This window comes from Nocardia mikamii NBRC 108933, from assembly GCF_001613505.1.
Lineage (GTDB): Bacteria > Actinomycetota > Actinomycetes > Mycobacteriales > Mycobacteriaceae > Nocardia > Nocardia mikamii.
The window spans coordinates 702,784-715,609 of record NZ_BDCM01000013.1 but is presented as its reverse complement, the minus strand read 5'-3'; the positions used below and the strand labels follow the sequence as shown (position 1 = coordinate 715,609).

Below are 12,826 nucleotides of genomic sequence, written 5' to 3'. Positions count from 1 at the left end.
GGTGATGTCCACGATCGGCAACCGCAGCGCACCGGGGGCGTCGGCGGGAACCACGGGCGCCGTGGGAGTGACCGGGGCCAGCCGCCGGTAGGGCGCGCCCAGCGCCGGACGCTGATCCGGCTCACCCTTGTTCGGCCACAGCGCCAGGGCCCGTTCGGCCTGTGCGGTGATGGTCAGCGACGGGTTGACGCCGAGATTCGCCGAAATCGCCGAGCCGTCGACGATGTGCAGGCCCGGATGGCCGTACATGCGCTGATAGGGATCCACGACGCCGGTCTCCGGTGAATCGCCGATCACGCAGCCGCCGATGAAATGTCCGGTCATCGGGATGCCGAACAGGCTGGTGAAACCGGCGGTCGCGATGCCGTCGATCTTGTCGGCCACGCGGTGGGCCACCTCGTGCCCGGCCGGGATGGATGTCGGATTCGGTTGTCCCTCACCCTGTTTCGTGGTCATCCGGCCTCCGAACAGCCCGCGTTCGGTGTAGGTGGTGAGCGAATTGTCCACCGACTGCATCACCAGCAGGCCGATCATCCGCTCCGACCAGTGGCGCGGATTGTGCACCTTCGCCAGATCGCGGCGGCGCCGCCAGTTCTCGCGCAACCACAGCCGGGTGCGGGAGGTGCTGCCGTCCTCGTCGTACATCACGGTCGTCATCAGTGACAGCACATTGCTGCCCTTGCCGTAGCGCACCGGTTCGATATGGGTGTCGGCGTCGGGATGGATCGAGGAGGTGATGGCCACGCCCTTGGTGAAGTCGGTATCGGCTCGGCGGCTCCGAATCGACAGCAGCTCTTCGGAATTGGTGCGCGACAGATAGCCCAGGCGCGCGGAGATGTGCGGTAGCGAGCCGCGGTCGCGCAGCCGGTGCAGCAGCCGCTGGGTGCCGAGTGCGGCGGCGGCGAAGATCACCTGTTCGGCGGTGAAGCTGCGGCGTCCCTTGCGAACCCAGCGTCCGGTGCGGACGGTGTCGACGCGGTACCCGCCCGAGGGCAGCGGCACCACATCCACCACGGTGGTGTGCGGATGCACGGCGGCCCCGGCCTTCTCGGCGAGATACAGGTAGTTCTTCACCAGAGTGTTCTTGGCGTTGTGGCGGCATCCGGTCATACATTCGCCGCAGTGGGTGCAGGTGCGCCGGGACGGGCCGACACCGCCGAAGTAGGGGTCGGGCACCTCCTGTCCGGCGCGAGTGCCGTTGCCGCCGAACAGGACTCCCACCGGCGTGTGCCGGAACGACGCTCCCACGCCCAGTTCCTCGGCCACCTCGCGCAGCACCCGGTCCGAGGCCGTGGTCGCCGGATTCGTGGTGACGCCGAGCATGCGTTTGGCCTGGTCGTAATGCGGCGCGAGTTCGGCGTCCCAGTCGGTGATGTGGGCCCACTGCGGGTCGGCGAAGAATTTCGCGGGCGGTTCGTACAGGGTGTTCGCGTAGACGAGGGAGCCGCCGCCGACCCCGGCGCCGCTCATGATGAAGGTGTCCTTCAACAGGGTCAGGCGCTGGATGCCGAAACATCCCAGGCGCGGCGCCCACAGGAATTGCCGCGCGCGCCAGGAGTTCTTCGCGAACTCGTCGTCGGCGAAGCGGCGGCCGGCCTCGAGGACGCCGACCCGGTAGCCCTTCTCGGTCAGGCGCAGCGCGCTGACACTGCCGCCGAATCCCGACCCGATGACTACCACGTCGTAGTCGAACCCCATCGCCGCGCCTTTCCTGTTACCGATCGTCCACTCGTACCGTATGGGCAGATCAGGGGCGGACGCAGAGATCGGCGGCCAGAAAATCAATAGTTGCGGTCACGCCGGTAGGCGGCCGGCGTGGTTCCGGTCCAGCGCTTGAAGGCGTGGATGAACGGTGTCGCCTCCGCGTAGCCGAGCCGGATGGCGATGTCGTCGATGGTCAGCGGCGTCCCCGAGAGCATCTCCTGGGCGAGCGCGCGGCGCACCTCGTCGAGCAGCGCCCGATAGCTGGTCCCGGCCTCGGTGAGGCGGCGGCGCAGCGTCCGCACACTCATGTTGAGCTCCCGGGCCACGGCTTCGATCGGCGGCGGGGTGGTGATTCCGGTCGCGCCGCTGCCGGGCAGCAGCCGTTCCCGGACCTCGGCCGCGATTCCGGTGCGGGCGCTGCGGCGTTGCACCAGATCCCGGCACTGGGCGATACAGACCGCCCAGGTCTGCTGATTCGCCTGCGGCAGCGGCTGGGCGAGGATCTCCGGTGCGACGGTGAACATGGTGTGCGCGCGCCCGAACCGCGGCCGCGCGCCGAGCACAGCCTCGAGCCGGTCGGCGTACGGCGGTTCGTCGTAACCGAATTCCATCCGGGCGAAGGAGAAGTCGTGGCCGAGTAGATCGGCCATCACCCGATGCATGGCGACGATGTCGCGTTCCACGAGGAAGGTCTGCACATCCGGCGGGATGAGCTCGTGATGGATCCAGGCGATCACATCGTCGCGCCGGTACTCGACGATCGGTGTGCAGAAGGCGAATCCGAGGCGGTAGTAGCGCATCGCCAGCGAAATCGCTTCACGCAGAGTGGGACTGGTGACGCAGGCGAAGCCGAAGATGCCGAAGGTGCTCAGCCGGTACCGCCGCCCGACCTCGACGCCGAGCGCGGGAATCTCGCCGAGTTCGGCGACCAGATTGCGCACCACCGCCAGTTCGGCCTCGGCCGGGATCTGGGCGCCGGGGTCGGTGAGTGCGGCCGGTCCGATACCGGATCCGGTGAGCAGCCGCGCCCGGTCCACCCCGTGTTCGGCCGCGAATTCGATCATCACCGCGACGCTGGCGATCCCGCGGGGGAAGTTCCAGGTGCGGACCTCGGGCGCCTCGACGGTGTGCATGGCACCATTATGGCCGAAACTATTGATCACCCGGGCCGAAGGGCCGGGGATAGGGTGGTCGGATGGAGCAGGCGCAGTCCGCCGGCGGCCGGGAAGACCGCGATCGGGAATGGGACCGCGAGGTCCGTGGTGAGACGGAAACCGAACAGCTGGACCGCAATCTGACCAGCTTGATTCAGGAATTGCGGGTGGTGCAGACGGGCGTGCAGTTGCTGACCGGCTTCCTGCTGACGCTGCCGTTCCAGGCCAGGTTCACCACGTTGTCCACGCCGATGCGCGGACTGTATCTGGCGGTCGTGACCGCCTCGATCGCGGCGACGGTCTTCCTGATCGCGCCGGTCGCCGCCCACCGCATCCTGTTCCGTCAGCATCGCCTCGGCAGCGTGGTGCACACTGCCCACACGTTCGCGCTGGTCGGGCTGTCGCTGCTCGGCGTCGCGCTCACCGGAGTCGCGGTGCTGATCTTCGACACGGTGGCCGGTGCGGTCGCCGCAACCGTCATCGGTGTGTGCTTCGCGGTGCTGTTTCTCCTGACCTGGTTCGCCCATCCGTGGCGGGAGCGCCGGCGCGGTGGCGAGACGCGGTGAGGACGCCCACAGCGGCCCGAAATAGCGGTCGGAGGGCGTTTCGTGCCGGGGTCGCCGGGTATCGCGCCCGATGTCAGTGATTTCGACGCGTTGGAGGTGAATCCCTTGTCGGAGCACGAGAAGGGCGGAGGCCGCGAAGGCCTCGAAGGCGTCGTGGAAGGCGCGAAGGGTAAGGCCAAGGAAGCCGCCGGCCAGGTATTCGGAAAGGACGACCTGCGCGAGGAGGGCAAGGCCCAGCAGAGCCGCGCCGAATCGCAGCGCGAGGCCGCCCAGAAGGAGGCCGAAGCCGAGAAGCACCGCGCCGAAGCCGGTGTGGAGGAAAAGCGGCAGCAGGCCTACCAGGACAACGGCGGCTCCTGACGGCGACGTGAGGAACCCGAAGAAAGGGTGCCCGGCCGTATCGGCCGGGCACCCTTTCTTCTTCCTACGATAATCGTGTTGCGCGGGAATCGGATTGGCGACGGGAGATCGGATCGTCCCGGAATTACCGGCCCAGCGCGTTGGCGAGCTGTTTCTTGGTCATCTTCGAGCGGCCCTTGATATTGCGTTGGCGCGCTTCGTTGTAGAGCTGATCGCGGGTCGGGCCCTGCGAACCCTTGCCGGACCGCTGGCCGCCGCGGCGCTGCGGCGACATATCGTTGGTGGAACTGCGGCTGGCGGTACGGGTTTTGCCTTCCTGCGCACGATTCTTGTTGACCGTCCGTGCGCCGATCTCCTCCGCGCGGCCTTTGCTCGCACCCCGTTTCCGGGCCGAGGACTTCACATGTTCGTATTGACGTTCTTCTTTGGCAGACCATTCCTTGGGCATGACTACACCTTTCGGTCGGGTGGATGGACGGGTCGTTCCCTAGGTCGGCTGTGGCTCGCAGAGTGCCTGCTGCCGAAGACTTTTCAGTGTGCGCGACAGAATGCGGGAGACGTGCATCTGAGAGATCTGCAGTTTCTCGGCGATCTGGTTCTGCGTCTTGGATTCGACGAAGCGCATGATCAGAATTCTGCGTTCCCTGGTGGGCAGCGCGTCGATGAGCGGGCGCACCGCCATCGCGTCCTCGGTCAGTTGGTAGCACTGCTCCTCGGCGCCGAGCTTGTCCATGATCGCGCCGTCGTCGGCGTCGACGACGGCGTCGATGGAATTCGGCTGGTAGGCGTTGCCGGCGATCATGGCCTGCACGACCTGCGGACCGTCGACGTCGAGGGCTTCGGACAGCTCGCGGGCCGTGGGCATGCGTCCGAGTTCGTGAGCCAGATGTTCGGTCGTCGGACCGACGCGCAGCCACAATTCCTTGACGGCGCGCGGAACCCGGGTCGACCAGGTGTAGTCGCGGAAGTGACGGCGAACCTCGCCCATCACGGTCGGCACGGCGAAGGAGAGAAAAGAATTTCCTCGCGCTGGATCGAATCGATCGACGGCCAGGACGAGACCGAGCCTCGCCACCTGATGCAGATCGTCGAACGTCTCGCCGCGGCCGGAGAATTTCCGAGCGATATGCTCGGCCAGCGGCAGGCAGAGTTCGATGATTTCCGCTCGGACCGACTCCCGATGCGGATCGGCATGATCCAGAGCGGCCAGTTTCTCGAACCAGGGTTCGATGTTGTCATAACTGTTGGCACCGTGGCGTGCGGCGGTTTCGGCACGACGGGCGATCGGTTCATGTGTCATTCGAGATACCTCGCTTCCAACTGAATCCGACCCAGACCGGGTACCCGTTGGTGCGGTTCTCAAAAGACTCGGTGCGGCTCTCGAAAGACATCGAATGGCGCACGCCGGGATATTCACCCGATTTCCGGGCGATGACCAGGGCGTACGCCGTTTCGAAGCGTATCCGGCGGCGGCCGAATTCTGCGGCTTCAGCCTTCCGGCGTGTTGCCGACCCGCCGGTCGTAGTCCGCGCGGGCGGCTCGATCGACCTCGTCGGTGAATATGCGGTGCACGCCCATGCGGCGGGCGGTGAATTCACCGAATGCGCGCGGCGTGAGCTTGTTGAATGCCATCGCCACCCCGGCCAGCCGGGTGACGGTGACCCGTCGCCGCGGGCGCGCGATCAGCCGCACCACCGCCCGGGCGACATCCTCGGGTTCGGCCAGCAGGCCCATCGGCGCCTTGGTTCCGGCGATCAGTTCGGTGCGGGTGAAGGTCGGCAACACCGCCGAGAAGTGCACTCCGCTGCCCCGGCATTCCAGCCGCATGGCCTCGGTGAAGCCGAGGACGGCCTGTTTACTCGCACAGTAGGTCGCCATGCCGGGGGTGGGATTCTCCCCGGCCAGCGACGCGATATTCACGATATGGCCGCGCCCGCGCGAAAGCATCTGTGGCAGTGCGGCTTTGGTGCCGTTCATGACCCCGAGGACGTTGACCTCGAGGATACGGCGGGTGATGGTGTCGGATTCGTCGGTGAAGCGGCCGACGGGCATGATGCCGGCGTTGTTGATCAGGACGTCGACGGGGCCGGCCGCGGTCTCGACCGCCGCGAGGAAGTCCGCGAACGATTCGGGGTCGGTCACGTCGAGCGTCAGAGCGGCCGCGGCGCCGAGCCGCGATCCGGCCTCGGCGACAGCGTCGGCATCGATATCGCCGAGCGCCACCCGCGCACCGGCGTCGCGCAGGTGTTCGGCGATCGAATAGCCGATACCCCGCGCGCCGCCGGTGACGGCGACCACGGTCCCCGGCAGTCCGGTGCTCACCCGCGCCGCCGGTACCGGACGGTGCACGGCTGCTGCAACTGCACCACCATCTTGGAGTGGTCGTTGCGGTAGCTGTCGGAGGGCTGCGCCATCTCGAATTCCCAGTCCCGCAACAGGATCGAGAAGATCGCCTTCAACTGCATGAGGGCGAACGCCTGGCCGACGCAGCGATGCCGTCCGGCGCCGAACGGGATCCAGGTCCAGCGGTTCACCAGATCCGCCTGGTTGGGATCGACGTAGCGGCCCGGATCGAAGCGGTCGGGCTCGGGGAAGTCCTCCGCGATCCGGTTGGAGACCGCCGGTGTGGTCGCGACCAGATCACCCGGTGCGATGCTGTGCCCGCACACCTCGAATTCGCCGCGCGCCACGCGCATCAGGATGATCAGCGGCGGATGCAGCCGCAGCGTCTCCTTCAACGTCGCCTCGAGCTGCGGAATCTGGCGCAGCGCATGGAAACTCACGTCCTGGCCGTCGGCGTAGAGCTCGTCGAGTTCGCCGACGACCCGGGCCAGCACCTCGGGATTGCGCAGCAGTTCGATGGTGGTCCAGGCCGCGGTGCCGGAGGTGGTGTGGTGACCGGCGAACATCATCGAGATGAAGATGCCGGTGATCTCGCTGGCGGAGAACCGCAGTTCGCCCTGTTCGTCGCGGATCGACACCAGCACGTCGAGCATGTCGCGATCCTCTTTGCCCTGCGGCGGATTCGCGATGCGGCCGTTCATGATCTCCTGGACCAGTTCGACCAGCTTCGCGCGCGCCTCGTCGCGGCGGCGGAAGCTTTCGATGGGCGCATAGGGGTCGACGTAGCACAGCGCGTCGGTGCCGCGTTCGAGTTCGTGGTACAGGTGCGCGAACCGCTCGTCGAGTTCCTCCCGGAACTTCTTGCCGATCAGACAGGCCGAGGAGGTGTAGATGGTCAGCTCGGCGAAGAACTCGAGCAGGTCGATTTCGCCCTCGTCGCCCCAGCCTTCGAGGATGCGGTGCACCTCGTGCGCGATGGTTTCGGCGTGCCCGCGCATGAAGTCACCGCGCAGGGCCTGGTTGTGCAGCATTTCCTTGCGGCGCTCGGGGCTGGCGTCGAAGACCACGCCGTCACCGAAGATCGGCTTCATGAACGGGTAGGCGGCGCCCTGGTCGAGATCCTCGTCGGCCGCGCGGAAGAAGAATTCGTTCGCCTCGGCGCCCGAGAGCAGAATGACGTCCTTGTCGGCCAGCCGGAACGAGCCCACATCGCCGCATTCGGAGCGCACCCGCCGCATCAGCGCGATCGGATCGGTGCGGAACTCTTCGAGGTGGCCGTGCTCGTGTTCGCCGCCGGAGACCTGCCGCGGCTTGACCAACGTCATGAGAAATCCTTCCGCATTTCCGGATCCATCCGTGATGGACACGTGTCTGGACGGTACTACGGAAGGGTGGGCGAGGCAAGGTCCGGCGCTGTTTCGGGCAGTGCCGGACCGGTGTGCGGGACGGATTTCGGGTGCTGGTGCTCAGCGCAGGACCGGCGCCGAGCGCACGGTGCTGAGCTGCCGGATGATCGCGGCGGCGTGGTTGTCGAACCGCTCCCGATCGATGGTGATGTCGCCGATCAGATACGGGCGGTAGCAATAGGCGAGCGCGCCGAAGATGGCCATCGCGTTGAGCGTCGCGTCGGTCTCGTCGGGGGCGGGGGTGTCGGTGTCGTCGGCGGCGATCACCGATGCGATCGGCCCGGTGATCACCGCGACCAGTTCGCTGCCGCGCCGGGTCAGTGCCGGGGTGGCGATCGATTCGACGAACAGGATGCGCCCGCGCCGGGGGTCCTCGGTGAGGAAATCGGTGAACGCGCGCACCACGTGACCGAACAGCAGGTCCCGGTCCTCGGGGGCGTCGGCCAGCGCGGCGAGCAGCCGATCCCGGCACTGTTCGACGGTGTTCTCGAGGACGGTGGTCATCAAATCGTCGAGATTGGCGAAACTCTCGTAGAAATAACGTTCGGTGAGCCCGGCCTGTCGGCATACTCCGCGCATCGAGGTCTCGGCCGCGCCGGCGCCGGCCATGAGCTCGTAACCGGCCTGCAGCAGCCGTTCGCGACGTGCGGCGATGCGATCGGCCGGTTCGCGCCCACGCCAGGGGCGGCTGCCCGTTTTCGGAGTGTGCGGCGAGTCGGCCATGGCCGTGATGCTACCGGGGGGCGGCGACGGGGCGATGTGTTGACATCGAGTGCTGTTGACATCCATTGATGTCAACATTACGGTCGGAGCATCGCTTCGACCACCCGCAAGGACGCGCCATGAACACCTCGGTCTACGACGACCAAGCCCACGCGATCAGGGCCCGCGATGTGCGATTCGATTTCGACTCCGTCCCCATGCACTACATTCCGGGCGAGGTCATGGCGACCCACATCATCAACGTGATGCACCTGGTTCTCCCGGAGGGCGAACGCGCGATGGCCGCGGCCCTGGCGGAGGCGCTGGCCTATATCGACGATGAGCGGCTACGCGAAGAGGTGCAGGGCTTCATCGGCCAGGAGAATCAGCACGCCAGCTCGCATGCGCAGGCGCGCCGCCACCTCGAGTCGCTCGGACTCGACGTGGCCCCGATGGTGGAGACGGTGGCCTGGCTGGTCGATCGGATGCTCGGCGATCACGGCCTCACCGGCCGCGCCAAACACGAGTGGTTGTGCGAGCGGCTGGGCCTGTTCGCCGGGATGGAGCACTACACCGCCGTCATCGGCGAATGGCTGCTCACCAACGACGTACTCGAGGCCAAGAACATGCATCCGGCGATGCTGGACCTGATTCGCTGGCACGGCGCGGAGGAGGTCGAACACCGCAGCGTGGTCTACGACGCGTACATGCACGTCGACGGCGGATATCTGCGCAAGGCCCGCACGGCCGTGCTGGCCAGTTCGTCGCTGCTGGTGCTGTTCGTGGTCGCCGGCGGCTATCTGTTCGGCAAGGATCCCGACCCCCGCAAGGGACGATTCTGGCCGTTGCAGTTCCTCAGCGCCTCCGCCCGCGGCGTGGTGCCGCGCATGTCGACCTTCCTGACCGAGATCCCGCGCTATCTGCGGCCCGGATTCCATCCCTCCCAGCTCGGCAGTATGGACAACGCGCTGCGGTATCTCGCGCAGTCGCCGGCGGCGCGCGAGGGCCGGCGATGACGGCGGTGGCGGACCCGGTCGCCGCCGACCGGCCGCAGTATCGGCCGTCGCTGCCGCTGCGGGCGGTCGGCGCGGTGTTCGATCTGTATCGCCGCGGCGTCACCACGGAATCGCCGATCGAGGTGCTGTCTCGGCCGAATCCGGTGCGGCGCAGTGGTTTCGAACGTGAGCTGATCGTCGCCCGGCGCGAGACGCAGGCGGAAGACGTGGTGGTGCTGACTTTGGTCGCGCCCTACGGCGGGCAGTTGCCGCGCTGGGTGCCGGGTGCGCACATCGACGTGCTCCTGCCCTCCGGGCGCCAGCGACAGTATTCGCTCAACGGTGACCCGGCCGATCGCGGGAGCTATCGCATCGCCGTGCGCCACCTGCCCGACGGCGGCGGTGGATCCGACGAGATCCATCGCGACGTGGCGGTGGGGGACCGGTTGCGCGTGCGCGGGCCGCGCAACGCGTTCGGTTATATCGATGCCCCGCACTACATCTTCGTGGCCGGTGGCATCGGCATCACGCCCTTGCTGCCGATGGTGGCCGACGCCGAACGGCGCGGAATCGATTGGCGGCTGGTCTATCTCGGCCGCAGCCGGTCGACGATGCCATTCCTCGACGAGCTGTCGGCCCATCGTGGGGGACGGCTCGAGGTCCGGCCCGACGACGAATTCGGTATCGCCGACCTCGATCTGATTCTGGCCGACGTCCCGCGCGGCACCGCGATCTACGTCTGCGGTCCGCCCCCGCTGATGGCCGCCGCGCTGGACACCGACGCCGCCCACGAGCCGACCGTCTCGGTCCACACCGAACGTTTCTCGCCGCTGCCCGTGCAGCAGGGCAGCCCGTTCCGGATCCGGTTGCGCCGCAGCGGTCACATCGTGGACGTGGCCGCCGACGAGTCGGCCCTGGCGGCCATCGGCCGGGTCCTGCCCGACGTCGCCTATTCGTGCCGGCAGGGATTCTGCGGCACATGCGCGGTGACCGTGCATGCCGGCGCCGTCGACCATCGCGATCGGCGGCTGAGTCCCGCCGAACGCGAGACCACCATGCTCACCTGCGTCTCGCGCGCGGCGGGCGACACTCTCGAACTCGACCTGTGAGCACGAGACCGGTTGTTTCGGGCAACGACGCCCGCACCGAAAGGAATTCGACGATGGCAGTATCCGAGAGCGCCCCCGCCGAACACACGCCGATCGCGGTGATCGGCGCCGGAGTCGCCGGAATCGGCCTGGCGGTGTCGTTGCGCGCGGCCGGATTCGAGGACTTCCTGATTCTCGAACGCGCCGCCGATCTCGGTGGCACCTGGCAGGCCAACACCTATCCCGGCTGCGCCTGCGATGTGCCCTCACACCTCTACTCCTATTCCTTCGCGCCGAATCCCGACTGGTCGCGCACGTACGGACGCCAGCCCGAAATCCTGGGCTACCTGCGCGATGTCGCCGAGCGCCACGACGTGGTGCGGCATATGCGTTTCGGCACCGATGTGGAACGCGCGCGGTGGGACGAATCGCGGCGGCGGTGGCTCGTGCGCACCGATCGGGGAGTGCTCAGCGCCGATGTGCTGATCTCGGCGGTCGGCCCGTTCAGCGAGGCGAAGATTCCGAATATGCCGGGGCGCGAGACCTTCCGCGGCACCCAGTTCCACTCGCTGCACTGGAACCACGAGCACGATCTGAGCGGCGAGCGCGTCGCCGTGATCGGCACCGGCGCCTCGGCGGTACAGTTCATCCCCGAGATCGCGCCGAAGGTGCAACGGCTCAAGGTCTTCCAGCGCTCCGCCCCGTGGATCGTCTCCCGCCTGGATCGGTCCACGCTCGGCGTGGAGCGCGCACTGCTGCGCCGGGTGCCGCTGCTGGGCACCGCGCTGCGGGGCGCCTATTACGCCGGTATCGAGAGCTTCGGACTGGTCGGATTCGTCGATCGTCGCTTCCGCCATCCGTTCCAGGCGCTGTCGGGGATGCAACTTCGCCGCCAGGTCCGCGATCCGGCCCTGCGCCGGAAATTGACTCCGGACTACATGATCGGATGCAAGCGTGCGATCTTCTCCGACGCGTACTATCCGGCCCTCACTCGCGACAACGTCGACGTGGTGACGGAATCCATCGCCGAGATCCGCCCCGGATCGATCGTGACCGCCGACGGTGCGGAACATCCGGTCGACACCATCGTCTGGGGTACCGGGTTCGGCGCGATACCGAAACTCTACGACCGGATCGAAGGCGTCGGCGGACTGACCGTGGCCGACCACTACCGCCGACGGCCCAGCAGTTATCTGGGCGCGGCGATCGCGGGTTTCCCCAATATGTTCCTGACCCTCGGCCCGTTCGGCGCCGCCGGGAACCAGTCCGCGATCTTCATGATCGAATCGCAGATCGCCTACATCGTCGACGCGCTGAAAACCCTGCGCGACAACGATGTCGACCGCGTCGAGGTCCGCGCCTCGGTGCAGGACCGGTTCCTCGACGAGATGCGGCAGCGCAGTCGCGATACCGTGTGGCTGGGCGGCGGCTGCGACAGCTACTACACCACCGACAAGGGCGAGAACGCCGGACTGTATCCGAACTGGAGTTTCGAATACCGCCGCCGCGTCGCGAGTTTCGACGCGGACTCCTACCTGTTGTCGCGCCACGTACCGGATCCGACCACCGCAGAGATGAGCAGTATCCGATGATCACAGGACCGTTCGACATGGTGCGTACCCTGCTGGCCCCGGTGCTCGGCGGGGGTGAGCGACTCGACGTGCGCGACAAGGTCGTGGTGATCACCGGCGGTGCCGCCGGCATCGGCTACGAGCTCGCCCGGCTGCTCTACGACCGCGGCGCCTACGTCGCGCTGTTCGATATCGACGCCGAGGCTGTGCGCGCGAGTGCGTCCGCACTCGGCATCCGGGCGGTCGCGATCGCCGTCGACGTGGCCGACCGGGAGGGAGTGCGGCTGGCTGTCGGACAGGTGCGGGAGAACTTCGGGCGCATCGACGTGGTGGTGGCCAACGCCGGCGTCGTCCCGCGCCCGGCCACCGTGCGGCTGCTCGATCCCGACGAATTCGACCGGGTGCTGGCGATCAACCTCACCGGCGCCTTCAACACCGTCCAGCCCGCGCTCGACGACGTCATCGCGGCGCACGGTCACGTCGTCGTGGTCTCCTCGTGCGCCGCGTTCGCCCCCGGAATGGGCGGTTCGCCGTACATGGTGAGCAAGGCCGGGGTGGAACAGCTCGGCCGCGCGCTGCGGGTGGAACTCGGCGGAACGGGCGCCTCGGCCGGAATCGCCTATTTCGGAGTGGTGGAGACGGCGATGACCCACGACACCCTGGACGAGGACGAGCTGGGCGCCGAATTCGGCGCGCTGCTGCCCTGGCCGCTGAATCAGCGCATCACCGCCCGGCGGGCCGCCGAGGTGATCGCAGGTGCCATCGAACGCCGGTCCGCGCGCACCGTGGCGCCCGCGGGGTGGGAGCCGTATGCCCTGCTGCGGGGCGCGGTGAACGTGGCCCTCGATCACAAGCTGAGCGTCGACGAGCGGGTGCGTTCGCTCACGCAGCGGCTCGAACAGCGCATCCTCGCAGATCGCGACCGGTAACCGGTTCG

General features: G+C 67.5%; 13 protein-coding genes. 6 read left to right on the top strand and 7 right to left on the bottom strand.

Annotated features, from left to right (window positions below; translation table 11 throughout):
- Both NMI01S_RS21525 and NMI01S_RS21520 read right to left on the bottom strand, forming a co-directional pair.
- A partial coding sequence (locus NMI01S_RS21525; RefSeq protein WP_062999754.1) for an FAD-dependent oxidoreductase occupies window positions 1–1,698 on the bottom strand: 1,698 nt, incomplete at its 3' end.
- An 83-nt stretch (window positions 1,699–1,781) separates the two neighbouring features.
- Window positions 1,782–2,837 (bottom strand): AraC family transcriptional regulator, encoded by a 1,056-nt coding sequence (locus tag NMI01S_RS21520; RefSeq protein WP_036505754.1) that lies wholly within the window; start codon window positions 2,835–2,837, stop codon window positions 1,782–1,784.
- Between the two features lie 62 nt (window positions 2,838–2,899).
- Between NMI01S_RS21520 and NMI01S_RS21515 the strand changes: the two genes are divergently transcribed.
- Together NMI01S_RS21515 and mbp1 are read left to right on the top strand one after the other, a co-directional pair.
- Window positions 2,900–3,424: a DUF6328 family protein gene (locus NMI01S_RS21515; RefSeq protein WP_062999752.1), complete on the top strand. Its 525-nt coding sequence runs from the start codon at window positions 2,900–2,902 to the stop codon at window positions 3,422–3,424.
- A 105-nt stretch (window positions 3,425–3,529) separates the two neighbouring features.
- Window positions 3,530–3,784, top strand: coding sequence for a microaggregate-binding protein 1 (gene mbp1 / locus NMI01S_RS21510; protein ID WP_063000007.1), 255 nt, complete (start codon window positions 3,530–3,532; stop codon window positions 3,782–3,784).
- Between the two features lie 124 nt (window positions 3,785–3,908).
- Here mbp1 and NMI01S_RS21505 read toward each other — a convergent pair whose 3' ends face one another.
- The 5 genes from NMI01S_RS21505 to NMI01S_RS21485 all read right to left on the bottom strand — a co-directional run bounded on the left by NMI01S_RS21505 (window position 3,909) and on the right by NMI01S_RS21485 (window position 8,256).
- A complete protein-coding gene (locus NMI01S_RS21505) occupies window positions 3,909–4,232 on the bottom strand; it encodes a hypothetical protein (RefSeq protein ID WP_062999750.1) in 324 nt (107 codons plus the stop codon).
- A gap of 39 nt (window positions 4,233–4,271) precedes the next feature.
- On the bottom strand, window positions 4,272–5,084 hold the full coding sequence (locus tag NMI01S_RS21500) for an RNA polymerase sigma factor SigF (protein WP_062999748.1): 813 nt from the start codon (window positions 5,082–5,084) through the stop codon (window positions 4,272–4,274).
- 188 nt (window positions 5,085–5,272) lie between these two features.
- Window positions 5,273–6,106 (bottom strand): SDR family oxidoreductase, encoded by an 834-nt coding sequence (locus NMI01S_RS21495; protein ID WP_063000005.1) that lies wholly within the window; start codon window positions 6,104–6,106, stop codon window positions 5,273–5,275.
- Window positions 6,103–7,452 carry a lanosterol 14-alpha demethylase gene (gene cyp51, locus NMI01S_RS21490; RefSeq protein WP_062999746.1) on the bottom strand — a complete coding sequence of 450 codons (1,350 nt, stop codon included), beginning with the start codon at window positions 7,450–7,452 and terminating at the stop codon, window positions 6,103–6,105. The genes NMI01S_RS21495 and cyp51 overlap by 4 nt, the downstream gene beginning before the upstream one ends.
- Window positions 7,453–7,593: 141 nt before the next feature.
- Window positions 7,594–8,256, bottom strand: a complete 663-nt coding sequence (locus tag NMI01S_RS21485; RefSeq protein WP_039781005.1) for a TetR/AcrR family transcriptional regulator — start codon at window positions 8,254–8,256, stop codon at window positions 7,594–7,596.
- Window positions 8,257–8,375: 119 nt separating this feature from the next.
- On the opposite strand from NMI01S_RS21485, the gene NMI01S_RS21480 reads away from it, so the two are divergent.
- From NMI01S_RS21480 to NMI01S_RS21465, 4 genes are read left to right on the top strand one after another with little or no spacing between them, the layout of a single operon-like run.
- Window positions 8,376–9,251 (top strand): metal-dependent hydrolase, encoded by an 876-nt coding sequence (locus NMI01S_RS21480; protein WP_062999744.1) that lies wholly within the window; start codon window positions 8,376–8,378, stop codon window positions 9,249–9,251.
- The gene (locus NMI01S_RS21475) at window positions 9,248–10,339 is read left to right on the top strand and encodes a PDR/VanB family oxidoreductase (protein ID WP_062999742.1); all 1,092 of its coding nucleotides are present in this window, start codon (window positions 9,248–9,250) and stop codon (window positions 10,337–10,339) included. Before NMI01S_RS21480 ends, NMI01S_RS21475 begins: the two co-directional genes overlap by 4 nt.
- Before the next feature lie 53 nt (window positions 10,340–10,392).
- Window positions 10,393–11,910 (top strand): flavin-containing monooxygenase, encoded by a 1,518-nt coding sequence (locus NMI01S_RS21470; RefSeq protein ID WP_062999740.1) that lies wholly within the window; start codon window positions 10,393–10,395, stop codon window positions 11,908–11,910.
- Window positions 11,907–12,818, top strand: coding sequence for a short-chain dehydrogenase/reductase (locus NMI01S_RS21465; protein ID WP_369689925.1), 912 nt, complete (start codon window positions 11,907–11,909; stop codon window positions 12,816–12,818). The genes NMI01S_RS21470 and NMI01S_RS21465 overlap by 4 nt, the downstream gene beginning before the upstream one ends.
- The last annotated feature ends 8 nt before the right edge of the window (window positions 12,819–12,826 follow it).